Origin of the sequence: Ureibacillus sp. FSL K6-3587 (assembly GCF_038593165.1) — a bacterium.
Classification (GTDB): Bacteria; Bacillota; Bacilli; order Bacillales_A; family Planococcaceae; genus Ureibacillus; species Ureibacillus suwonensis.
On record NZ_CP151969.1, the window covers coordinates 2,039,565 to 2,062,955 of the forward strand.

At 41.9% G+C, this 23,391-nt stretch carries 24 protein-coding genes; 11 read left to right on the plus strand and 13 right to left on the minus strand.

Features of this window, described 5'->3' with window-relative positions:
• Positions 1-54: 54 nt before the first annotated feature.
• The 3 genes from NSS77_RS10095 to NSS77_RS10105 form a co-directional block, all read right to left on the minus strand.
• Positions 55-1,707, minus strand: a complete 1,653-nt coding sequence (locus tag NSS77_RS10095) for an IS1182 family transposase (protein ID WP_342468636.1) — start codon at positions 1,705-1,707, stop codon at positions 55-57.
• A 332-nt stretch (positions 1,708-2,039) separates the two neighbouring features.
• A complete protein-coding gene (locus NSS77_RS10100) occupies positions 2,040-2,555 on the minus strand; it encodes a hypothetical protein (RefSeq protein ID WP_342468637.1) in 516 nt (171 codons plus the stop codon).
• A gap of 9 nt (positions 2,556-2,564) precedes the next feature.
• A complete protein-coding gene (locus NSS77_RS10105) occupies positions 2,565-3,254 on the minus strand; it encodes a phenylalanine--tRNA ligase beta subunit-related protein (protein WP_342468638.1) in 690 nt (229 codons plus the stop codon).
• Between the two features lie 118 nt (positions 3,255-3,372).
• Here NSS77_RS10105 and queG point away from each other — a divergent pair, with 118 nt between their 5' ends.
• Entirely contained in the window at positions 3,373-4,509 is a 1,137-nt protein-coding gene (gene queG / locus NSS77_RS10110) for a tRNA epoxyqueuosine(34) reductase QueG (RefSeq protein WP_342468639.1), read from the plus strand.
• Between the two features lie 43 nt (positions 4,510-4,552).
• On the plus strand, positions 4,553-5,026 hold the full coding sequence (gene trmL / locus NSS77_RS10115) for a tRNA (uridine(34)/cytosine(34)/5-carboxymethylaminomethyluridine(34)-2'-O)-methyltransferase TrmL (protein WP_342468640.1): 474 nt from the start codon (positions 4,553-4,555) through the stop codon (positions 5,024-5,026).
• Between the two features lie 522 nt (positions 5,027-5,548).
• Here the strand turns inward: trmL and NSS77_RS10120 are convergent.
• Positions 5,549-6,604 (minus strand): hypothetical protein, encoded by a 1,056-nt coding sequence (locus tag NSS77_RS10120; RefSeq protein WP_342468641.1) that lies wholly within the window; start codon positions 6,602-6,604, stop codon positions 5,549-5,551.
• A gap of 50 nt (positions 6,605-6,654) precedes the next feature.
• Complete coding sequence (locus NSS77_RS10125; protein ID WP_342468642.1) at positions 6,655-7,539, minus strand: VOC family protein; 885 nt, start codon at positions 7,537-7,539, stop codon at positions 6,655-6,657.
• A gap of 360 nt (positions 7,540-7,899) precedes the next feature.
• Here NSS77_RS10125 and NSS77_RS10130 point away from each other — a divergent pair, with 360 nt between their 5' ends.
• On the plus strand, positions 7,900-8,094 hold the full coding sequence (locus tag NSS77_RS10130) for a hypothetical protein (RefSeq protein ID WP_342468643.1): 195 nt from the start codon (positions 7,900-7,902) through the stop codon (positions 8,092-8,094).
• Positions 8,095-8,150: 56 nt separating this feature from the next.
• Here NSS77_RS10130 and NSS77_RS10135 read toward each other — a convergent pair whose 3' ends face one another.
• The gene (locus NSS77_RS10135; RefSeq protein ID WP_342468644.1) at positions 8,151-9,761 is read right to left on the minus strand and encodes a long-chain fatty acid--CoA ligase; all 1,611 of its coding nucleotides are present in this window, start codon (positions 9,759-9,761) and stop codon (positions 8,151-8,153) included.
• A 254-nt stretch (positions 9,762-10,015) separates the two neighbouring features.
• Here NSS77_RS10135 and NSS77_RS10140 point away from each other — a divergent pair, with 254 nt between their 5' ends.
• Together NSS77_RS10140 and NSS77_RS10145 are read left to right on the plus strand one after the other, a co-directional pair.
• A complete protein-coding gene (locus NSS77_RS10140; RefSeq protein ID WP_342468645.1) occupies positions 10,016-10,843 on the plus strand; it encodes an aldo/keto reductase in 828 nt (275 codons plus the stop codon).
• 219 nt (positions 10,844-11,062) lie between these two features.
• The gene (locus tag NSS77_RS10145; protein WP_342468646.1) at positions 11,063-11,212 is read left to right on the plus strand and encodes a hypothetical protein; all 150 of its coding nucleotides are present in this window, start codon (positions 11,063-11,065) and stop codon (positions 11,210-11,212) included.
• 47 nt (positions 11,213-11,259) lie between these two features.
• Here NSS77_RS10145 and NSS77_RS10150 read toward each other — a convergent pair whose 3' ends face one another.
• Genes NSS77_RS10150 through NSS77_RS10160 form a run of 3 tightly spaced genes read right to left on the minus strand, consistent with a single transcriptional unit; the run spans position 11,260 to position 13,074 of the window.
• Entirely contained in the window at positions 11,260-12,123 is an 864-nt protein-coding gene (locus NSS77_RS10150; RefSeq protein WP_342468647.1) for an RluA family pseudouridine synthase, read from the minus strand.
• A 54-nt stretch (positions 12,124-12,177) separates the two neighbouring features.
• The gene (locus NSS77_RS10155) at positions 12,178-12,648 is read right to left on the minus strand and encodes a thioredoxin family protein (RefSeq protein WP_342468648.1); all 471 of its coding nucleotides are present in this window, start codon (positions 12,646-12,648) and stop codon (positions 12,178-12,180) included.
• Positions 12,649-13,074, minus strand: coding sequence for a disulfide oxidoreductase (locus NSS77_RS10160; RefSeq protein WP_342468649.1), 426 nt, complete (start codon positions 13,072-13,074; stop codon positions 12,649-12,651).
• A gap of 186 nt (positions 13,075-13,260) precedes the next feature.
• On the opposite strand from NSS77_RS10160, the gene NSS77_RS10165 reads away from it, so the two are divergent.
• The 3 genes from NSS77_RS10165 (at position 13,261) to NSS77_RS10175 (ending at position 16,025) form a co-directional block, all read left to right on the plus strand.
• The gene (locus NSS77_RS10165; RefSeq protein ID WP_342468650.1) at positions 13,261-14,376 is read left to right on the plus strand and encodes a GAF domain-containing sensor histidine kinase; all 1,116 of its coding nucleotides are present in this window, start codon (positions 13,261-13,263) and stop codon (positions 14,374-14,376) included.
• A 12-nt stretch (positions 14,377-14,388) separates the two neighbouring features.
• Positions 14,389-15,036, plus strand: coding sequence for a response regulator transcription factor (locus NSS77_RS10170; RefSeq protein WP_342468651.1), 648 nt, complete (start codon positions 14,389-14,391; stop codon positions 15,034-15,036).
• Positions 15,037-15,101: 65 nt separating this feature from the next.
• Positions 15,102-16,025 carry a hypothetical protein gene (locus NSS77_RS10175; RefSeq protein ID WP_342468652.1) on the plus strand — a complete coding sequence of 308 codons (924 nt, stop codon included), beginning with the start codon at positions 15,102-15,104 and terminating at the stop codon, positions 16,023-16,025.
• 39 nt (positions 16,026-16,064) lie between these two features.
• Here the strand turns inward: NSS77_RS10175 and NSS77_RS10180 are convergent, their stop codons facing one another.
• A complete protein-coding gene (locus NSS77_RS10180) occupies positions 16,065-16,937 on the minus strand; it encodes a cation diffusion facilitator family transporter (RefSeq protein WP_342468653.1) in 873 nt (290 codons plus the stop codon).
• Positions 16,938-17,015: 78 nt separating this feature from the next.
• Positions 17,016-18,365 carry a hemolysin family protein gene (locus tag NSS77_RS10185; RefSeq protein WP_342468654.1) on the minus strand — a complete coding sequence of 450 codons (1,350 nt, stop codon included), beginning with the start codon at positions 18,363-18,365 and terminating at the stop codon, positions 17,016-17,018.
• Between the two features lie 354 nt (positions 18,366-18,719).
• Between NSS77_RS10185 and NSS77_RS10190 the strand changes: the two genes are divergently transcribed.
• The 3 genes from NSS77_RS10190 to NSS77_RS10200 all read left to right on the plus strand — a co-directional run bounded on the left by NSS77_RS10190 (position 18,720) and on the right by NSS77_RS10200 (position 21,881).
• Complete coding sequence (locus NSS77_RS10190) at positions 18,720-19,862, plus strand: DUF445 family protein (protein ID WP_342468655.1); 1,143 nt, start codon at positions 18,720-18,722, stop codon at positions 19,860-19,862.
• A 19-nt stretch (positions 19,863-19,881) separates the two neighbouring features.
• The gene (locus NSS77_RS10195) at positions 19,882-20,226 is read left to right on the plus strand and encodes a YlbF family regulator (RefSeq protein ID WP_342468656.1); all 345 of its coding nucleotides are present in this window, start codon (positions 19,882-19,884) and stop codon (positions 20,224-20,226) included.
• A 140-nt stretch (positions 20,227-20,366) separates the two neighbouring features.
• Positions 20,367-21,881 carry a coproporphyrinogen III oxidase gene (locus NSS77_RS10200; protein WP_342468657.1) on the plus strand — a complete coding sequence of 505 codons (1,515 nt, stop codon included), beginning with the start codon at positions 20,367-20,369 and terminating at the stop codon, positions 21,879-21,881.
• A 275-nt stretch (positions 21,882-22,156) separates the two neighbouring features.
• Here the strand turns inward: NSS77_RS10200 and NSS77_RS10205 are convergent, their stop codons facing one another.
• Together NSS77_RS10205 and NSS77_RS10210 are read right to left on the minus strand one after the other, a co-directional pair.
• Positions 22,157-22,549 (minus strand): RDD family protein, encoded by a 393-nt coding sequence (locus NSS77_RS10205; protein ID WP_342468658.1) that lies wholly within the window; start codon positions 22,547-22,549, stop codon positions 22,157-22,159.
• Between the two features lie 96 nt (positions 22,550-22,645).
• Positions 22,646-23,257, minus strand: coding sequence for a PH domain-containing protein (locus NSS77_RS10210; RefSeq protein WP_342468659.1), 612 nt, complete (start codon positions 23,255-23,257; stop codon positions 22,646-22,648).
• Positions 23,258-23,391: the final 134 nt, after the last annotated feature.

A 23,391-nucleotide genomic window follows, 5' to 3' on the forward strand; every position in this document is an offset into this window, starting at 1 on the left:
AACCCCCTGCCTAGCAGGGGGTTTTCTTTTTTACAAAAAGAGGCTGGGACAAAACTAGCTTCTAGATAGGAAAAAGGAGAATTTGAGCCAACTCAAATTCTCCTTTTTCCATTTATCCCCATTATTTTTGGTTAGTTGATCTTTGTTGGCCGTGTATTTTCGTAAATTCACGGCCATTAAGGCAATGCCCATTTCATTTTCCACTTTCGATTTTCCTCGAACGGAAAATCGAGTGAAACGCAAATTAGCCTTCAAGAATCCAAAAACTGGTTCTACGTCTATTTTACGTTGACGGAAAATAGAACCAGCTTTTTCTTCTGAAAGCTTCGCTCTTACATATTCTTTTTGTTGTTCCCATTTTTCATTCACCATGACCTTTCGGTGATTGCCTTCCTTTGCTTTTGTGCATGATGAACGAAATGGACATCCTGAACAGTTTTCACATTCATAGATTTTCAATTCTCGTTTGAAACCAGTCTTATCTGTACGTACAGAACGATAACGGAAGGTTACTCGCTGCTGATTTGGACAAATGTAGGTATCACTTTCTTCGTCGTACATCCAATTGTCTGGATGAAATGGATTTTGTTTATATTTCTTCTTTTGTTCTTTCTCATACATGGTATATGGAATGAGTGCCTCACATTTTCGATTCGAAAGGATGTCTTCATAGTTTTGTTCACTACCATAACCAGCATCTGCGACAATATACTTTGGCAACGGAAAATAATCCTTTTCTATCTTATTCAAGAACGGAATTAATGTACGTGTATCAGTAGGATTTGGAAAGATGCTATAAGCTAGTGCGTATTGACCTTCTGTTGCGATTTGTACATTGTATCCAGCTTTCAATTGACCGTTTTTCATATAGTCGTCTTTCATTCGCATGAACGTTGCATCTTGATCTGTTTTGGAATAACTGTTCCGTTCCCCCAAGATGTCCAAGTCTTTTTGGTATTTTTGTTTTCGTAGAATGAAGTCTATTAATTGTTTGTACGCTTGTTTTGGATATTTTCGTTCGCTTCTTAATGCTTTTCGTTCTGTGGCATCGGGCGATGTTTCTATCTTTTGGTCATATTCCTTAATGACTTCATCGACTTGTTGCACCATTTGAGCGAGTTCTTCAACGGACAGTTCTCCCTCATTTTCCCGCTCCATTTCAGGGATGATTTCTTTTTCTAATAGTTCGTTGTATAACTGATTGGACTTTTCAATTAAGTTTTGGTTGTATTTTTCAATGGATTTCTTCCATACGAAAGTAAATTTATTGGCATTCGCTTCAATCTTCGTACCATCGATAAAAATGGCTTCTTGATCGATTAACTTTTCTTCCACCAGTTGGCAACGGAATTGGACAAAACATTGACGAATTAATTCTTTTACTTCCGGATGCACACGAAAACGATTGATCGTCCGATAACTTGGTTCATATCCTTGTGCCAACCACATCATTCGTATACTGTCCTTTAATAGCGCTTCAATTTTTCGACCTGAAAAGACAGACTGCGAATAGGCACACAAAATAATTTTTAGCATCATGCGTGGATGATAAGCAGGACAACCTGTATTTCGAAGAAACGGCTGGAAGGCTTCATCTGGAATACTTTCAACTAAATGGTGAATGTGGAAGGCAATATCATTTTCTTGTAATTTTATTTCTAAATCTAGAGGCAAAACTAATTGATTCATGTTATAATATTTGAACATAAGGACCCTTCTTTCTGTTAGGTTTTGTCTGCTAACTTAATTTTAACAGAAGAGGTCCTTATTTTTTATTGAAAAAATGAAAAACAGCCCATGAAATTTCATTCCAAAATTTCATGGGCTGTTTCCATTTTAGAGGGGGTTTTGTCCCAGCCTCATTGTTATAACGGCTGCACCAAAAAAAACTAGGTATCTTGTTTGACTTCCTTTGCGTTAGTTGGTCATTGGTTAAAAGTAATCAAGTGACCGGTCAACGGTAATCGGTTTACCAACTATCGATTCAAACACCATTGCAGCCGTTACACCCCGGGGAGGACTCTCACCGCCCCGAGGCATTAGAAATATTTAGAATCATCAAATTCAATATGAATTTCATAGTTTTTCGCGTTGATTAAATTTGAAAGGCGATGAGCTTCTTTTTCAAGCTGGATGGCCCGTTCCCGGTATTCTCGAGGTTCATACGTTGCAATTTGATAAAGCACCGTTCCTTCGCCAGTCGTTGTATAAATTTTTTCTTTCTCTGTATTCCCTAAATCTTTATACAAACTTGATTCTGCTCTCAGTTGTTTCGCCAATTCAATGGCCTCTACAATTGGCATTTTTTCCCCTTTGAACTCAATCGCATGGTCAATGTTTGCCCGATAGATGAGTCTATCCAATGTCCGCACATCTTTCCGTATTTCTGCGAGTTCCGCTTCAATTTCCGATAAAGTTCTGCCGGATTGTTTTGGAGTTTCTCCTTTTTCTACAATCACATGGGCGTTGTTGTGCATCTCATACACCAATTCTTGAATTTTTTTCGTTAAAATGGTTTTTAATTTAATGCCCTCTGCTAATGGAATCGTCTTCATTGTTTCACCTCAAATCGTAATGTTTGGATGTTCCTTGGTTAATACGGCAATGGTATAGTCGCCGCCTGCCACTTGGATAAACATTTTGCCGCAAGCATTAAGCAGTTCACGGCATTCTTTTTCCTCTATAGAAGGGCATAGATAAAAAATTTGCAATGCTTCCGTCGTTTCTTCCGTCACGCTAGTGCGGACCGAATCCACAAATGGGCTTCCAAAAGCTCCATGGTCATCTTTACTATATAAAATATTTTTTAATTTGTTATACCGGCCATTTAACCCTTCATATCCCGTGTCTTCCGTTCCTAAAGCAATTTCCACATCCCCTTGAAGGTGTTTTACATCATATATGCCGATGGGGATTTCATATTGCAATGAAAAGAAATTATTTAAATCCACGGCTAAATGAACAGGCGATAAATAGTTTTGCTTTGCTACTCGGCGCATTAAACTCTCTGCAGAATGGCGATAACGGTTCGGATCCGCACCAAAAGCTTTCCAAATACTTCGCCACTCTTTAATGCCAGGCCGTTCAGTGACAGGCGTTTCCTGCAGTTCAAAATATAAATTTTCCTGAAATAATTGGAAACGTCCTTTGATCATTTGAGGCGATGGTGAGACAACAATTTTGGTATAATGAATAATGCCGATTTTCAGATTCGGAATTTTAGAAAAGAGTCCTTGATTCACAGTAAGCTTCAACAACATTCACCTGCCAACAATTTGTAACCTTATTGTACCATAAATGTTTGAGGAAAGTAGTCGGATGTGTAATGGAGGGAGGTGCAAAATTGCGGCTCTTCCGGGCGGCAGTTTCGAGATGAACATTGAACAGTTAAAAAGTGATTTAATCGAATATGCGAAATCCATTGGGGTGGATAAAATCGGCTTTACCACTGCTTCTCCTTTTGAGGAAATGAAAAATCGGTTGATAAGGCAGCAGGCATTGAATTACCAGTCCGGTTTTGAAGAACGGGATGTTGAGAAGCGGACGGATCCAAAAAAGCTGTTGCCGGAAGGGGAAAGCATTATTGCCATTGCCCTCGCTTATCCATCCAAAATGAAAAATCCGCCGGCAGGGAAAAAAGGGGAACGGAGAGGCATCTTCGCCAGAGCTTCATGGGGATTGGATTATCATGTGGCGGTAAAAGAACGGCTCGATTTGATGGAACAATGGCTGCGGGAAAGAGTGCCGGATGTCTCCGTGAAATCGATGGTGGATACGGGGGAATTGGTTGACCGGGCAGTTGCGGAACGGGCAGGGATTGGTTGGAGCGGGAAAAACTGCTCAATCATCACGCCGGAGTTCGGTTCATATGTCTACTTGGGCGAAATGATTACCAATATTCCTTTTCCGCCGGATGCACCGATTGAAAATGAATGCGGTGATTGCCGGTTGTGCCTGGATATTTGCCCGACTGGCGCATTGGTGGAGGCAGGACGGTTAAATTCAAAGCGATGCATCGCCTTTCTTACGCAGACGAAAGATTATTTGCCGGATGAATTTCGCAGAGAAATCGGAAACCGGGTTTACGGCTGCGACACGTGCCAAACGGTTTGTCCAAAAAATAAAGGAAAGGCGAATTGGATTCATGAAGAATTTATGCCGGATCCTGAATTAGCAAAGCCGCTTCTTGTGCCGCTATTGAACCTTTCGAATAAAGAGTTCAAAAGGAAATTCGGCACGATGGCGGGCTCTTGGCGCGGGAAAAAGCCGATCCAGCGCAATGCCATTCTCGCCCTTGCCCATTTTAAGGAGCAATCGGCGGTTCCGGAATTGATTGAATTGTTGAAGAATGATGAACGGCCGGTGATTCGCGGAACTTCCGCATGGGCTCTTGGCGTCATTGGAGGGGAGCAGGCGAAAGAAGCATTGCTTGAAGCCCTTCAGCAGGAAAAGGATGAAGAGGTGCTCCGTGAAATCGGAAAGGGACTGGAATTATTGGGACGAGGCTAGTCCCTATGATTTAGTGAAGTATAATAGAAGGAAGTGTCTAGTTTTGCCACTACATATCGTATTATATCAACCAGAAATTCCAGCAAATACCGGAAACATTGCACGCACTTGTGCCGCAACGAACACAACGTTGCATTTAATTCGGCCGCTTGGTTTTTCGACGGAGGATAAAATGTTGAAACGGGCAGGGTTGGATTATTGGAAGCATGTGAATATCGTGTATCACGATTCCTTGGAAGATTTTCTTGAATATATGAAAGATGGAGAACTTTATTTGATTGAAACTTATAGCGATCGCCCTTATTCCGATTTTGATTTCAGCGACAAAGAGAAGGATATTTATTTCATGTTCGGAAAAGAAACGACCGGATTGCCAAAAGATTTTGCATATGAACACATCGACCGGGTGCTTCGAATTCCGCAAACGGATAAAGTGCGTTCCCTTAATTTATCGAATTCCGCGGCTATTATTATTTATGAAGCGCTGCGTCAACAAAATTTCCCGGGAATGGAATGAAAAATGGCGAAATGGGAGAACTGATGATTTTCCCATTTCGCTTTTTCTATGATGGGGTGTTTATTTTGCGGGGGTGTTGACTTGAGCGTATGTAGTGTCAGCTTGCCTGGAGTGGTAACTTGTACGGATGGGGTGTGATCTTGCTCGGATAGAGTGGGACTTGTGCGGATGGGGTGTTGACTTGCTCGGATAGAGTGGTGACTTGTACGGATAGAGTGGTGACTTGTGCGGATGGGGTGTGATCTTGCTCGGATAGAGAGTCAACTTGCTCGGATAAGGAGTTAGCTTGCTCGGATAGAGTGGTCACTTGCTCGGATAAGGAGTTAGCTTGCTCGGATAGAGTGGTCACTTGCTCGGATAAGGAGTTAGCTTGCTCGGATAGAGTGGTCACTTGCTCGGATAAGGAGTTAGCTTGCTCGGATAGAGTGGTCACTTGCTCGGATAAGGTGTGCCCTTGCTCAGATAAGGCTTCAACTTGCGCGTATATGCATCAAATAGTGGATATGGTGACTCCTTTAGTGCTCATAGGATATCATTTGGAGCGGATACCTCCTCCTTTAGTGCATATAGAGCAATAATTGGAGCGGATGGTGCCACTATTAGTGCGTATAGAGCAACAATTGGAGCGGATGGTGCCACTTTTAGTGCGTATAGAGCAACAATTGGAGCGGATACCTCCTCCTTTAGTGCATATAGAGCAACAATTGGAGCGGATGGTGCCACTTTTAGTGCGTATAGAGCAATAATTGGAGCGGATGGTGCCACTTTTAGTGCGTATAGAGCAATAATTGGAGCGGATGGTGCCACTTTTAGTGCGTATAGAGCAACAATTGGAGCGGATACCTCCTCCTTTAGTGCGTATAGAGCAATAATTGGAGCGGATGGTGCCACTTTTAGTGCGTATAGAGCAACAATTGGAGCGGATACCTCCTCCTTTAGTGCATATAGAGCAACAATTGGAGCGGAAGCAACTCCCTTTAGTGCATATAGATCAACAATTGGAGCGGAAGCAACTCCCTTTAGTGCGTATAGAGCAACAATTGGAGCGGATACCTCCTCCTTTAGTGCGTATAGAGCAATAATTGGAGCGGATGGTGCCACTTTTAGTGCGTATAGAGCAACAATTGGAGCGGATACCTCCTCCTTTAGTGCGTATAGAGCAACAATTGGAGCGGATGGTGCCACTTTTAGTGCGTATAGAGCAATAATTGGAGCGGATGGTGCCACTTTTAGTGCGTATAGAGCAATAATTGGAGCGGATACAGCTCCCTTTAGTGCATATAGAGCAACATTAGGAGCGAATACAACACCCTTTAGTGCGAATAGAACAACATTAGGAGCAGATGCCCTCTCCTTTAGTGCATATAGAGCAACAATTGGAGCGGAAGCAACTCCCTTTCGTGCATTTAGAGCAACAATTGGAGCGGATGATACCACTTTTAGTGCATATAAAGCAACATTAGAAGCGGATGCCCCCAACTTTCGTGCGTATAGTGCAACCATTACCTTCTTTGCACATCCCACCTTAATTAAAGTGAATCCCCTGCAAATATCTCTCCAAAAAACTCCATCCTTCATGAAAAAAAGTTCTATTCCTACGAATAGAACCCCATAAACATAATATCCATTTATTCCCCATCCAATGTAAAAACAATTCGAATGCCGGAAGGATCAACAGTGGAAAATGCCTGGCTTCCACCAAATTTCGGAGCCTCTTCAAATATCTCCACTACATGCCCCAGCTCTTTCAAATTCTTTTTCACTAACTCTGCTTTTTCCTCATTATCCATCACCAATGTATAGGACTTCAATCCAACACTGTTTTCCGGAGCAGGGGAGCCTCCCAAGCTTTCCCAAGTATTCAAACCGATATGATGATGATATTTTCCGGTTGAGATGAAAAGTGCCCGGCTTCCGTATCTTGTCACCACTTCAAACCCTAAAGCCTTCGTATAAAATGCTTCCGTTTTCCGCAAATCAGCGACGGATAAATGAATATGCCCCATCACCGTTCCTTCAGGCAATCCATTCCAAGTGCCATCTGCTATTGCTAGAAGAGAACGGAAATTCATCGGTTCCGTCGTCATATAAACCGTATTCCCATTCCAAATCCATTCCTCTTCCGGCCGGTCCGCATACACTTCAATGCCGTTTCCATCCGGATCGTACAAATAAATCGCTTCACTTACATGGTGGTCGCCTGCACCAATCGGAACATTCAGTTCGGAAATATGCTGGATGAAATTCCCTAAATCTTTCCGGGTAGGAAGCAGAATCGCAAAGTGGTAAAGGCCGGTTTGCCCCCTTTGCAAAGGCAATGCATCCTTCACTTCTTCGATGGATAAAATGCTCGTTTTTCCATCCGTTGTAAAGGCGGCCGTATGATCCGTCTGCCCCAAAACTTGAAATCCGATGACATTTTTATAATACTCCACGGAACGCTCCAAATTGGACACTTTTATTTGAACATGAGAAACATACGTGTTCGGTTTTTTATGAAAATGTGTTGTCATTTCCTATCTCCTACAGTTAATTATTTTCACAAACTTACTTTATGTAACTAAGTTTATTTTGATAAGCTGAAAATGTCAAGAAAATAAAAAGGCAATCCCGATTAATCAGGATTGCCTTTTTATGATAGCTCTAATAAGTAAGAGATTATTCTTCTTTATAATCTCCTTCACGGCCTGCTGTTAAAATCGCTGTGATAAATGATAGACATACAATAAGAATTAAAACAGTACCCATGGAAGTATACCTCCTAAGTAATTGATATCTCTAATTTAGTATAGCTGAATTAAATTAAGTTTACTATATCATTTTTTTTAACGTTTTGTTCACAATATCTAGTATCAACATAAGGAGGGATCATTGTGGAAAATCGGAATGAAATGCCTGAAAGCGGACATATGACAAATAATATGGAAGACTGCATCTGGTTGGGAAAACAGATGGATCGATTGAGGGACGGGGAGCAGCTGGAGGAGGATAATCGCATTCCGGATCCGATCCAATCGGATGTGGTCGACCATCCAAATAAAGATGAAAGATTGAAAAGGAGAAACTGAAAAAATTCAGAGGATGTCCACAAAGCATCGACTTTATGAACATCCTCTTCAATCCTTTACGCTTGCACTTTATAATCTTTTAATTCTTCGCGCAGTTTCGCTTTCAGGAATTTGCCGACTGAAGTTTTCGGAATTTCTTTTAAGAAGACCACATCATCCGGAATCCACCATTTTGCAAATTGGCCGCGCAAGTAATCAAGCAGTTCTTCTTTGGTCGCCTGTTTTCCTTCTTTTAAAACGACACATGCCAGTGGACGTTCCTGCCATTTTTCATGAGGAATGGCAATCACCGCCGCTTCCAACACCGCTTCATGGGTCATGAGGGCATTTTCCAAATCGACGGAAGATATCCATTCGCCGCCGCTCTTGATCAAATCTTTCGTACGGTCCGTAATTTTGATATAGCCTTCCGGTGTCACAACCGCGATGTCTCCTGTATAGAGCCAACCGTCGCGGAACGCTTCTTTTGTTCGTTCATCTTTGTAATATTCATGGGCAATCCAAGGACCACGAATGCGAAGTTCTCCCATCGTTTTTCCATCCCAAGGAACAACACCTTCATCATTGACAACTTCCGTATCAAGCAACGGAACAGTGAGCCCTTGCGTTGCGCGTATATCCAATTTTTGCTCCCTTGTCCAATCTTCCATTGCGGAAGTATAGTGGGAAAGGGATACAATCGGTGATGTTTCCGTCATACCGTAGCCGACGATGAACGGAACATTATATTTGTCTTCAAAGGCTTGAATGAGCCCTTTTGGTGAAGCGGAACCGCCGGAAACTATGCCTCTTAAAGAAGAAAGATCCCGAGGGTTTTTCTCCTGCTCCTGGAGAACGCCGAGCCAAATCGTTGGCACCCCTGCAGTCAATGTCACTTTTTCCTGTTCGATTAAATCAAGCAGTAAACTTGGGGTAAAATGTGGACCAGGCAAAACTTGTGTTGTACCGTAATTCACTGCGGCAAATGGCATTCCCCATGCATTCACATGGAACATTGGCACAACCGGCATGATGACATCTTTTTCACATATGCCCATGCTGTCCGCCAACCCGAGAATCAAACTATGAAGCACCAACCCGCGGTGCGTATACACAACCCCTTTTGGCATTCCGGTCGTTGCACTTGTATAACAAATGCCTGCCGGGGAATTTTCGTCTAAATTTTCAGGAAATTCAAATTCGTCCGCTTCCTCGATCAATTGCTCATACGAGTGCACATTAGGGAAAGAGGATTCAGGAACCGTTTTATCATCCTGCATGACGACAATATGTTTCACTGTCTTCAAATACGGAATGGCTTTCTCAAATAATGGGAACAGGTCCCCATCAACCAATAAAATTTCATCTTCGGCATGATTGATTACATAAATGATATGTTCCGGTGAAAGGCGGATGTTGATCATATGCAAGACGGCGCCAGCGCAAGGTACTGCAAAGTATGCTTCCAAATGACGGTGATGGTTCCATGCGAAAGAACCGACTTTCGTACCAGGTTTCATGCCCAGCTTTGTAAGAGCGCTTGCAAGTTTCCTCGTGCGTTTGACATATTCTTTGTAAGGAATACGGTGAATTGTGTCCGGGGCTGTACGGGAAATGATCAATTTCTCCGGATAGTAGCGCTCAGCCCGTTTTAAAAAACTTGTCAATAATAAAGGTGTGTCCATCATATAAACATACTCCCCCCTTTGTTTGATCCCTCTCAATTTATATATTTTGAGAAAGAAGATTTTATAACTTAAATTTACTACTTATTAAAGAATATTTTAACTTAAAAGAGAAAATATTGCTATTTTTTTTACGACATTTTCTATGATAAAAGATTCATATACTAATTCTAATAATTTCGATTGAAACGATATGATTTATTTCTTGAAAATTTTCAGTTTATAATAGTGTTAATGAATGTTGAAGGAGTGATTTTATGGCAATACCGACAAAAACATTGGCCAATGGGGTTGAGATGCCTTATTTGGGGTTGGGTGTTTATAAAATGGAAGACCGGGAAGAAGCGTTGAATGCGATTTCTAAAGCGTTGGAGCTGGGGTATCGGGCGATTGATACTGCCGCACTCTACAACAATGAAAGGGAAGTGGGGGAAGCCATCCGTGAAAGTGGCATTCCGCGGGAGGAAATTTTCGTGACAACGAAAGTATGGAATAGCGATCAAGGTTATGATGAAACCCTCCGCGCCTTTGAAACATCTTTGAAAAAATTGGGGTTGGATTATGTGGATCTTTATTTGACCCACTGGCCGGTGGAGGACAAATTTGTGGATACTTTCCGTGCCATCGAGCGGCTGTATGAGGAAAAGTTGATCCGCGTGCCAGGGGTATCCAACCACCATCAGCATCATTTGGAAAAACTCTTTGCATACGCGAATGTGAAGCCGATGGTGAATCAAGTGGAATGCCATCCATATTTGCAGCAGGATGAATTGAGAGCGTTTTGCGCAGAGCACAATATTGCGGTCACAGCATGGGCGCCGATTGGCAAAGGCCGCATTTTAAATGATGAAACGTTGGTGAAACTGGCGAATAAACACGGAAAAACTCCTGCACAAATTGTGTTGCGCTGGCACTATCAAAACGATACAATCACCATTCCAAAATCCGTAACGCCAAGCCGCATTGCGGAAAACATGCAAATATTCGATTTTGAACTATCGGATGAAGAGATGGCGGAAATTAAAGCGATGAATAAAAATGAACGCTTTGGCCAAAATCCGGACAATTTCCATTTTGATTTTTAGGCAAATTTTCGGCATTCTTGAAAGCAGAAGTACATCACGATCATTTGGTGATGTACTTTTTATTTAAAGGTACTGAAATGAACGGGATGGGATTCATGAAAGGGAAATTATTTAAGGGGATATTTTTTGGTTTTCTGATTGCCGGCTTATTGATTTGGATGGCCGTATCTACTTATCAGATTTAGAAGTATAGCTAATGATGAGGATTCTTCCCTTGATTTGGAGACGATAGAGGAACATTATTCCGTCATGCTGGATTTGAGCGATCCGGAAAGCAATATAGGAAAAGTTTTATATGATGATGGGGATCATCAAATTTATGTTTCTGGGGTTATTGTGGACAATCCCCTTCAAGAAAAAAAGGGATAAGAATCAAGCCTGACCCAAAAGGACAAATTGGTCAGGCCCTTTTTATGTTATTGCAGGGAACCAGCAGCGCCTTCCTGATCTTTTACAAGGATTTTTTTATTTAAAAACGGATGCTCAAATTCCAATTGAATGGCGTGAAGCTTGTAATTGCCCGTTTTCGATTTCCGGGCTCCATATAAAGTGTCCCCCACAATCGGGTGGCCGATATGCGCCATGTGCACCCGGATTTGATGGGTGCGTCCCGTCTCCAACTGCAAATGAACAATCGTTGAATGTGCTTTTCTCTCGACTACCTTAAAGTGAGTTACTGCATGTTGCCCGGATTTGGAAACGATTCGGCGGGTCGGATGATGCCGGTCTCTTCCGATGGGGGCATTGATGGTGCCGCTTTTTTCTTTGATTACCCCTTGAACTTCCGCTTCATAAGTCCGGATAATGGATTTTTCTTCAATCATGCGATCAAAAACGGATTTGGCAATCGGGTGCTTTGCTACAATGAGAAGCCCTTCTGTTCCTTGGTCAAGCCGATGAACATGCTCTGCATACACCACCCCCTTTTTCTTCATATAAGCCATGACATGATTCATGCAAGTATCTTTATCTTTTTCCCCATTCGGATGGGTGCTCATCCCTTTAGGTTTGGAAACAATCAAAATATGTTCGTCTTCGTACCGGATATTTACATTGCATTCCTTGGCAGGCGGATAATCCGATTTAGAAACATCCAATGAAAAATGGAGAATGGTCCCTTTGGCTAAAGGTTCGTTCCATTTCACCGATTCTCCGCCCGCATTTTTCACCGCTTTCGCCATCCTTAGTTCATGAACCAGTTTTTTGCCCAGCCGCCATTTTTCCCTCAACAGCGATTCTACCGTCAAACCATCTTGCGGAATTTCATATTGAAACTGCATTTCATTTCCTCCATAGAAAAATCGTGTCCGATAAGAACACGATTTCCAAATTCTTTATTTTAATACCACTTCTTTAAAGAATTGGCGAATGTTTTCATCAGGGTGTGCCCCCACCATACGGTTCACTTCTTTTCCATCTTTAAAGAAAATCAATGTCGGTGTTGCTTCCACATGATACTCGTCCCAACCTTCTTCATACTCCAAAATGTTTAGTTGGTCGATATGAACACCCATTTCCTCTGCAATCGGCATGAGCCGCGGCGTCATTTCTTTGCAGTGCGGACATTCAGGACTGAACAAGTAGGCAACAACCGGTTCACCTGATGCAATTTTTTCTCTTAAATCATCCGGTAAGATAATATTTTGATAATTTTCATCGTCCAATAAATCAATGGTGGATTGTCTCAAATTGTCCGTTCCGTATGGATTGTTTTCCAGCTTGCTTTTGTTTGATAAATTTGTTAAGACAATGATAATTCCGAATAAAATGACAACAACGGCAGCAATAATTCCTAGTTTTTTCAACTATTGATCCTCCTTCATCACTTTCAACATATAAAAGCTGGTGATCGCAATTAAAATAAAGGCAACCAACGCCAAAAACGGGATGGTGATAAAGCCGAGCCAGTTAATATATTCCCCTGTACATGGAACTCTTCCGCATGCTGGTGCGCTTTCAGCCAAAAAGTCCAATTTTTGGATTCCATAATGGTAAAGGGAAATCGCTCCGCCAATACAAGAAAATACGGCTGTTGTCACAGCGATGCGCGCATTTTTTTGGATATATGCCACAAGAGTAATGAGCACAATCGGATACATGAGGATCCGTTGATACCAGCAAAGTTCACATGGTTCATAACCGCGAACTTCCGAAAAATATAAAGAACCCAGTGTTGCTACCAATGATACTAACCATAAAAATAGCAAACTATTCTCCAATTTTTTTTTCATTTCAACTCTCCTACTAGATTGTTTTCCATGCAGTTTAGATTATAAATTGTTTTGACTTCGGAGTAAAATGAAATCATTTCGAATTCAAGAAAAATGAATCTCATTCAAAAGTCTGAGGGTGCAACAAATGCGAGAGAAGTAAGGGAGTGATATGATTACATTACAAAGTATTTGTCGAGGTGTGCCATGGCAGTGAATGACCATTCCAATATCACATTGTTAAAAGAGATTGCAGAATTGCTGAATGAGGAAACGGAATTAATCCCGATGCTGAGGGGTGCGCTGAGAAAGCTTTTGAACGGGACAAATTTCAGCACCGGCTGGATTTTCTTCATTGATGAAAAAGGGAAGATTGATCTTGTTGTTCATGAAAATTTGCCGGAGGGTTTGCGCCACAATAACTGCCAATATTTGAAAAAGGGCGGTTGCTGGTGCGTATCCCGATTCCGGCGTGACCAATTGAAAAAAGCGTCAAATATCATTGAATGCCAACGAATTGAAAATGCGATTGAAGCGAAGGTGGGGGATACGGCGGGAATCACCCATCACGCAACAGTGCCATTGCAATCAGGGAATGAACGGTTCGGCATATTAAATGTGGCCACTCCTTACACCGTTGAATATACCGAAGAAGAGTTGGAACTGCTGGAATCGGTGGCATTCCAAATCGGATCTGCCATCAAACGCATCTACTTGACGAAACAAGAGCAGGAAATGGCTTTGGTCCGGGAGCGGAATCGTTTGGCCCGCGATTTGCACGATTCTGTCAACCAGCTGTTGTTTTCCGTCACATTGACGGCCCGTGCAGGAGTGGAGATGACGGAGGATGAAGATATAAAAGAAACATTTAAAGAAATCCAGAATTTGACCCAATCCGCCTTGACGGAAATGCGGGCGCTCATTTGGCAATTGAGGCCACAAGGTTTGGAAAGCGGTTTGATTGATGCCATCAAAGCTTACGCGGAAATGTTAAAAATAAAGTTGACCATCAATGTTTCGGGCGTGATTCAATTTCCTTCGAGGGTGGAAGAAACGCTTTTCCGCATTGCCCAGGAAGCTTTGAATAATATCCGGAAACATGCAGGAGTGCAGGAAGCGACCATTTATCTGACGGTGACCAAAACGGACATCTTGCTGGTGATCAAAGATGAAGGCAGAGGTTTTAAAATCGATCAGGATGCCAAAATCCCTTCGATGGGTCTCCAATCGATACGGGATCGGGCCACTGCGCTTGGCGGAACGGCTGAATGGGTATCAGAAATCGGCAAAGGAACGGAATTGTTTGTCCGGTTGCCTTATTGAGGAGGGAAGTAGATGATACGTGTATTAATTGCGGATGACCATCATGTGGTCCGCAGGGGATTGCAGTTTTTCTTAAAAACCCAAAAAGATATTGAAGTCGTGGGGGAAGCGAAAAACGGGGTGGAAGCGGTTCAGCTCGTGGAACAATTGAAACCGGATATCGTTTTGATGGATTTGGTCATGCCGGAGATGGACGGAATCGAAGCGACGAAAAAAATCAAAGCCAGATGGCCGGAAGTGCAAATATTGATGTTGACAAGCTTCTCCGATAAAGATCACGTCGTTCCGGCCATTGAAGCGGGAGCGGCGGGATATCAATTGAAGGATATTGAACCGGATGATTTGGTCAATTCCATCCGGCAAGTGATGCGCGGGGAAAGCATCATGCATCCGGTGGCGACGACGCAGCTGGAGGAAACGTTGAAGGAAGAAGAAAATTTGCCGCACATCAAAAATCCGTTGACACCAAGGGAGAAAGATGTGCTGGCTGAACTGACGAAAGGCAAAAGCAATCGGGAAATTGCCGCATCCCTTTATGTGACCGAAAAGACGGTAAAAACCCATATTTCCAATATTTTCACAAAGCTGGAAGTGCAAGATCGGACGCAAGCCGCCTTGTATGCCGTTAAACATGGATTGACTGAAGGAAGCGGGAAGTAGTTTAGTGAAAAAAGAGCAAAATTAGGAACGATTTGGTTTCTAGTTTTGTTCTTTTTTTGTAAACAATGGGGGTAAACGCACGAAACAATGCAGTATCCGCACCAAATGGGGAGGTAACCGCACGAAAGGGAGCAGTATCCGCACCAAATGGGGAGGTAAACGTACGAAAGGGGGCAGTATCCGCACGAAAGGGAGTAGTATCCGCACCAAATGAGGAGGTAACCGTACGAAATAGAGCAGTATCCGCACGAAATGAGGAGGTAACCGTACGAAATAGAGCAGTATCCGCACGAAATGAGGGAGCAACCGCACGAAAGGGAGCAGTATCCGCACGAAATGAGGGAGCAACCGCACGAAAGGGAGCAGTATCCGCACCAAATGGGGAGGTAACCGCACGAAAGGGAGCAGTATCCGCACGAAATGAGGGAGCAACCGCACGAAATGGAGTAGTATCCGCACCAAATGGGGAGGTAACCGCACGAAAGGGAGCAGTATCCGCACCAAATGGGGAGGTAAACGTACGAAAGGGGGCAGTATCCGCACGAAATGGAGTAGTATCCGCACCAAATGGGGAGGTAACCGCACGAAAGGGAGCAGTATCCGCACCAAATGAGGAGGCAACCGCACGAAATGGAGTAGTATCCGCACCAAATGAGGAGGTAACCGTACGAAATAGAGCAGTATCCGCACGAAATGAGGGAGCAACCGCACGAAAGGGAGCAGTATCCGCACCAAATGAGGAGGCAACCGCACGAAATGGAGTAGTATCCGCACCAAATGAGGAGGCAACCGCACGAAATGGAGTAGTATCCGCACCAAATGAGGAGGCAACCGCACGAAAGGGAGTAGTATCCGCACCAAATGAGGAGGCAACCGCACGAAATGAGAAAGCAAACGCTCCAAACTTGGTTGTATCCATACTAAATGAAGGAGTAACCGGCCCCAAAAAAGTTTATATTTACACAAAAGGATATAAAAAGGTTGTTTAAAAACCGCAAGTATCGGCTTTAAACAACCTACTGCATCTTCTATTTTTTCTCATGAGGTTCAATATGTACAAGAACTGTACAATTAATATCAAATTTTTTAACTGTTTCTTCAATTTTTTCTGTAATGTGGTGGCTTTCCCATACATTCAAGTAAGGATTTACCGTAACAGTTACTTCGATGAATGTTGCATTTCCGTGCGTTCTTCCTTTGATATCCACTAAACTAATAACTCCATCCACATTTTTTATCAAGGTAGACAATGTTTCAATATCTTCTGTATCAAAGGCATCGGTCAAAGTTTGCACAGATTCCCAAAAGATTTCAACAGCGGTTTTTATAATTATAATTCCAATGATGAGGGCGGTAATCGTATCAAGGATTGAAAAACCGATGATTGCTGCGAAAATCCCGATGGCTGTTCCAACACTCACCAAGGCATCAGAACGATTATCAAAGGCGGCAGCTTTAAGTGCAGAACTCTTAATTTTTTTGGCAAGCGCTAAATTGTAACGGTAGACTACATACATGACAGAAGCGCAACCTAGGGCAACATAGATGGTTAAAGTGGATGGTGTTTCACGAACAGGGTTAAAAATGTTCATGATAGAATTAAAGATTACTTCTAAACCAACTGCCATCATAATGAAAGATGCGATTAAGGATGCAACCGTTTCTGCACGCAAATGACCGTATTGATGATTTTTATCCGGGGGGCGCTGGGAAATTTTCAGGCCAATTAAAATGGCAATCGATGAAATGATATCCGTTGAATTATTCAGTCCATCCGCTATTAGGGCTTCTGAATTTCCAACATATCCAATTATAAGTTTTGCCGCGCTAAGAAAAATGTATGTTCCAATGGAAAGCCAGGCGCCTTTTTCCCCTGCCCGTAAATTTGTATAAAGCTCCACTTTTTTTCCTCCCTGCAAAAGTTCCGAACATGACAAAACGACTTTCTTTTGCAAGAAAGTCGTTTTGATATCATCACGTTATTCGGCAATTGAATATAAATCTGTTTGTTGTTCTTCTGGCAATTTGATGACCTCAATGTATAAAATATGGTGACCATCCAATTCTTTGATTTTGAATTCGTAGCCATCATAAACAAAGCTGTCACCTTCAACGGCATCGTAGCGTTGAGTCCAGAACCAACCACCGATTGTATCAATATCTTCATCATCAATATGAATATTTAACATTTCATTGACGTCTTCAATTAGCATTTTTGCATCTATAATGTAATGGCCATCGCTGATTACTTGTACTTCAGGAATTTCATCTTCGTCGAATTCGTCTTGGATATCTCCGACGATTTCTTCGATGATGTCTTCGATGGTTACCAATCCGGAAGTACCTCCGTATTCATCCATTAAAATCGCCATGTGTATACGATCATGTTGCATTTTCAATAACAGGTCGCTGATTGGGACCGTTTCAATTACCCGAATGATTGGCTGCATATAATCCATAATGGGTTTGTCTGCATTTTTTGGATCTTTGATATATGCAGTTAATAGATGTTTCAAGTTCACTAATCCAAGCACGTGGTCTTTGTCGCCATCAATGACCGGATAGCGGGTGTATTGTTCCACTTCCATTACTTCGAATACTTCTTTTAAAGTTACGTCCTTTTCGATCGCTGTTATTTCTGTTCGCGGCACCATAATTTCTTTGGCTGTGCGGTCTGAGAATTCGAAAATACTGTTCATATATTCAAATTCCGAATATTTGATTTCACCGCTTTTGAAGCTGTCAGCCATGATCATACGAAGCTCTTCTTCCGTATGGGCCGAGTCGCTTTCATTGAAAGATTTCACGCCGAATAATCTTGCCAAACCACGGGCAGACATATTTAACAAGTGAATGAATGGGTACATCACTTTATAAAATGTATACAGCGCTCCTGAAAAATTAAGTGTCACCCATTCGGCCTTTGTAATCGCTAACGTTTTTGGCGCCAACTCACCGGCAACCACATGGAGATACGTTACGATACTGAAGGCGATAATGAATGATACAAACTCGGTTATAGGTCCTGATACGCCAATCCATTGGAATAATGGATGCAATAACATTTGTACGGTAGGTTCCCCTAACCAACCTAAACCTAATGAAGTAATGGTAATCCCTAATTGACATGCCGACAAATATTCATCGAGGTTGTCGAGCAACTTTTTCGCCTTGATGGCTTTTTTGTCGCCTTCTTCAACCAATTGATCGATACGTGTTGCCCGAACTTTGACAATCGCAAATTCGGTGGCAACGAAAAATCCTGAAAGTAAAATTAATAAGACAAAAATTGCTAACTTTATGGTCAGCCCTACTATGTCTCCGTCCAAATACTTTCCTCTTTCAACGCCCGAATGAGGGGTGAAACGAGGAGTACACCTCCTACAAAAAAATTGATTTCAATAAAATAATAATAGCGTATTTTTGTTGAAAATACAAATTATCGTCTCTGAAATTTTCAGAAGATTGTGAGCGATACTATTTATTATATTATGCGATTTTCTGCGGAATTTTAAATCCTCTGATGAAAGAATAATTTATCCTTATTATGGACCGATGTTTGAAAGGGCCTGAATGAAACAATATTGAATAATGATCGTATTAAACAGTATGGGCTAATATTTTTGTCCAAAAGTGGCATCTGCTATAATGAGAAATCATAGTTTGAAGAAAAGAGGATTTTAATGGAAGCAGTATTAGTCATACTATTCATGGCAATTGTCGGCGCAATCATCGGGAGTGCGACAAATTTTCTGGCAATCAAAATGATTTTTAGACCTTATAAACCAATGTATATCGGAAAATGGAAGTTGCCCTTCACGCCCGGCTTGATTCCGAAACGCAGGGGGGAACTTGCAAGGCAAATCGGAATCACGGTCAACGATTATTTATTGACGCCGGATGTCATCAAAAACAAATTGTTCTCTCCGGAAATCCGGTTTGCGATTTTGCAGTTTGCCCAAACCAAAGCGGAAGAAGCGATTTTTTTAAACAACAAAACATTGAAGGACTGGCTGGAACTGGCCGGATTCAAAGATGTGCCTGAAAAAGTCGAAGGGCGAGTGGATGAATTTATTGAAAAACAATTTGTTGCATTAAAACAAACCTTGTCCACAAAACCGATCGAAGAAATCGTGCCGGAAGACATCATGAAAACGGTGGATAAAAAAGTTCCGGAATTGGTGGATACTTTGCTGCTTAAAGGGGAAGATTATATTTTATCTTCCAGCGGAGAAATTACCATTAAAAATTTATTGAATGATTTTCTCGCATCCAAAGGAACGCTCGGCGGCATTTTCCAAATGTTTCTCAGCGATTCATCTTCCATTGTGGCAAAGATCCAGCATGAGCTTGTACGCATTCTCCGTTCATCGGAAACAAAACATTCAATTGTGAATATCATGAATGATGAATGGGAAAAAGTTAAAAAACGTCCTATCATGAATTACTTAAATGAGATACAATTAGAACCAATACTAATGAATATCCAATCCTACGCCAAAAAAGAATTGGCCATTGACGAGCGGTTGAATAAAACGATTCATTACTACTTCCCAAATGGACACGAATGGGTCAAGTATGAGATAATGCCTAAAGTTGTCGATAAAGCATTGGAAATCGCCGAATCCCACCTTGAAGATGTGCTGAAGCGATTAGATATAAAAGAAGTTGTCCGCGAACAGGTGGATTCTTTCCCAATCGAAAAATTGGAAGAGATTGTAGTGGGCATTGCAAGCCGCGAGTTGATGATGATCACCTTTTTAGGCGGATTTTTGGGTGGGTTGATTGGTATCGTGCAAGGCTTGATTGTACAATTGTTAAATTAAAATGAATAGGAATGATAAAATGAGCAATTTTTTGGAAACAATCCAACAGGTAGAAGCTTCCATCAGTCAAACGGAAGAATTTCAACAATTAAAAGGGGCGGTTGAAGTCGTTCGTAATGACGATGAAGCAAGAACAATTTTCACACAGTTCCGTGATGCCCAATTAAAATTGCAACAAATGCAAATGCAGGGGGAAGAATTGCAAGAGGAAGAATTATTCTATTTGCAAAAAGTGTTCCAACTTGCGGAAGCAAATCCTAAAATTACAGCGTTATTTGAAGCTGAAATGGCATTAAGCCGCCTGATTGATGAATTGAATCGTTCTTTAATCAAACCGATCCAATCCATTTACGAAGGGCTATAAGAAAGAACAGAATGGACCGCACGGAAAGGTGTGGTCTTTTTTATTGCCATAAAAAAACAGAAGTGAATGGATGGTCAATCAGGACGTTCACTGATAAAATTAAGTTCATCTGAGAGACAACATTAAAGGAAGAGGTATGGATGAAAAAAATTTTGGTTCATGAACGTTTTAAGCAAGATTGGATTCAAGTATTGACGCATATCGCGAACCTATTTTTCGAAGATAGTAAACTCTATGAATCGATAGAGGATCCGGATCTATCTGTTCATTTTCAATATAAACAGGAAAATAATTGTTATTCCACGGCGTGCCAATTAGAAGTGGACGGAAAAACGTTTTACAGTACATATTCCAAGCAATATGACAATGATGGAAATGACCGGGAGCAAAACATCCGCATGAAGCGGGCGTTGTCCCATGTATTGTTGGACGTTTTGGAGCAATATACGGGAATCACGCAACAGTGGGGGATTCTAACCGGCGTTCGGCCAACGAAACTTTATCATAAATTGAGAAAACAAGGCCTTGCCCGTGATGACATTAATGAAGTGCTCAAAAAAGATTTTCGCGTATCCGACGAAAAAATTTCTTTATTAAATTCCATAGTGGAGCGGCAACTTACAACCATTCCGGATTTGGATGAAATCGGAAAAGAAGTTTCTGTTTACATCGGCGTTCCTTTCTGCCCGACAAAATGCGCTTATTGCACCTTCCCTGCCTATGCCATCGCACCGAACCGGAAGACGGGAAGGGTGGCTTCTTTCCTTGATGCATTGCACATCGAGATGCGGGAAATTGGAAAATGGCTGAAGGAACATGATATGAAAGTGACTTCGATCTATTGGGGTGGCGGCACGCCGACATCCATTGAAGCGGAGGAGATGGATGCCCTTTACCAAACGATGTATGAATCCTTTCCGAATCCGGAAAACATCCGGGAAATTACGGTGGAAGCGGGCCGTCCTGATACGATTACGCCGGAGAAATTGGCCGTATTGAAAAAGTGGGGAATTGACCGCATTTCCGTCAATCCGCAAAGTTATACGGATGAAACATTGAAAGCGATCGGCCGCCATCATACAGTGCAGGAGACCATCGATAAATTTTGGCTCGCCCGCAATTCAGGCATGAACAATATCAATATGGATTTGATCATCGGGTTGCCAAATGAAGGGATAGAAGAATTCCGGCATTCCTTGAATGAAACGGAGAAGCTGATGCCGGAATCGTTGACGGTACATACTTTATCCTTTAAACGGGCTTCCGAAATGACAAAAAATAAGGATAAGTACAAAGTGGCGGACCGGGCGACGGTGGCACGGATGATGGAGATGGCCCAAGAGTGGACCCGCGCAAACGGCTACCATCCGTATTATTTGTACCGGCAGAAAAATATTTTAGGGAATTTGGAGAATGTCGGCTATTCAAAGCCTGGAGAGGAAAGCATCTACAATATCGTCATTATGGAAGAAGTGCAAACGATTGTGGGAATCGGATGCGGCGCCGCCTCCAAATTCGTTAATCCGGAAACCGGAGCAATTACCCAATACTACAATCCAAAGGAACCTTTCCAATATATTGCTTCTTTTGAAGGGGCTATCGAGAAAAAAATTGAGATGTTGGATCAGTTGTATGGGGTGGATTTGAAAAAATAACAGTTTGGCGATTAAGTTAATCCCTTTGGCGATAATGCAATGGGGAGTGGCGATTAACTGCCTGCTACTTGCGATTATCGCTATAATCAAGGGATGAAATTTCACGATTGGCGAATATGTTCACAATTTTGGCGATTAAAATTCCGAATCCGGCGATAATAGTCAACATTTTGGCAAATATCATTTTCACGACAATAAAATAAAATGGCTGGCAGAAATACGTTTAGCCAGCCATTTTTCTTTTTCAGTGCGGGAAAAGAATCTTAATGAGGAAATCACTCTATTTCCTTTACAACCGTTCCGGCAAAACGGTCCTGGGCAAGTCTCGAGCCGTCTTCCCCTTCGTAAGCTTCCCGGTCTTTCAAATAGGCAAAAGGTCCAAGCGTATCGCGATAAGCGCAGCGCTTTAGAATTTGTTTGCATGTCGGTGTTGAGCCGTCTTCACTTTCAAGCTTCAATCCCATCATTTTATAGCCGATCGTCTGGCCGCCGCATTTGAATTGGGCGTATTCCAATCCCCAAAATACGGCAGTCGGTGTCACCACATTATGTACAAATTCACTTTTCACCTTTTTCCGTAAAAAGTATTCAATGGTCAAGGAAAGGGCTGTGGAGATTCCCAAATCAATCGCGCAGGCTTTTAACCGTTTTTTTGTCAATTCTTTCATCATGCCACCTCATTTTTAGTTTCTGAAAATGTCCGCCATCTTCCAAAATGCCAAATAACGCCCACCAATTATCCGCGGGCGTTATTCACTTATGGATTAATTGTTGATAAACAATTCAAAGACGCTGCCATAGTCGTCATATGCATATTTTTTATTCATATTGGTCAACCAATCATTCGTAAATTCGGCGATCGCTTTGAAGGATTCTGCCGGAGAACCTTGCGCCATTCCGTGGGAAATGCTTTTTTGCGCATATTCCAAACTGTCTTGGGCAAATTTCATATATTTATCATTGGATTTCATGATGCGTTCCATTTCAACAAGCGCTTTGTACAAATCTTTGACCTTGTCCAATTCGTTTTTGCTGATATCGATGCTGAATGGTGTATTCCCAATTGTAAATTTGATCTCCACATCCAAATCGATGGTTCCTGCTGTTTCCAAAGAGACGTTGCTGATTGGGTTCCATTTGTATTCGTATCTTTTTAACGTGCGTTTTTTGCTGACAGCCGAATCGCCGTCCACATGAATCAACGCCAAATTCGTAAAGCAATATTCATCCGCTTTTGTTTTGATGAGAAAGTATATTTTTTCCCCGATTTCGTGCAACACATAATCATCTGAATCCGTTTTATCATAATCTTGCGGTTCGATCACTTTTCCGATATCGGATAACCCCAACGCGTCCGATGCGAATTTTTTTAACATGTAAATGGACTCCTTTCAAAAACAGTATTTGATATTAATACGAAAAGGGTTTCATAAAGTTTCATTTGATTTACTCACTGGATAGAATTGAAATATATGTTAGAATAGAAAATGTGACAAAAAACTAATAGGGG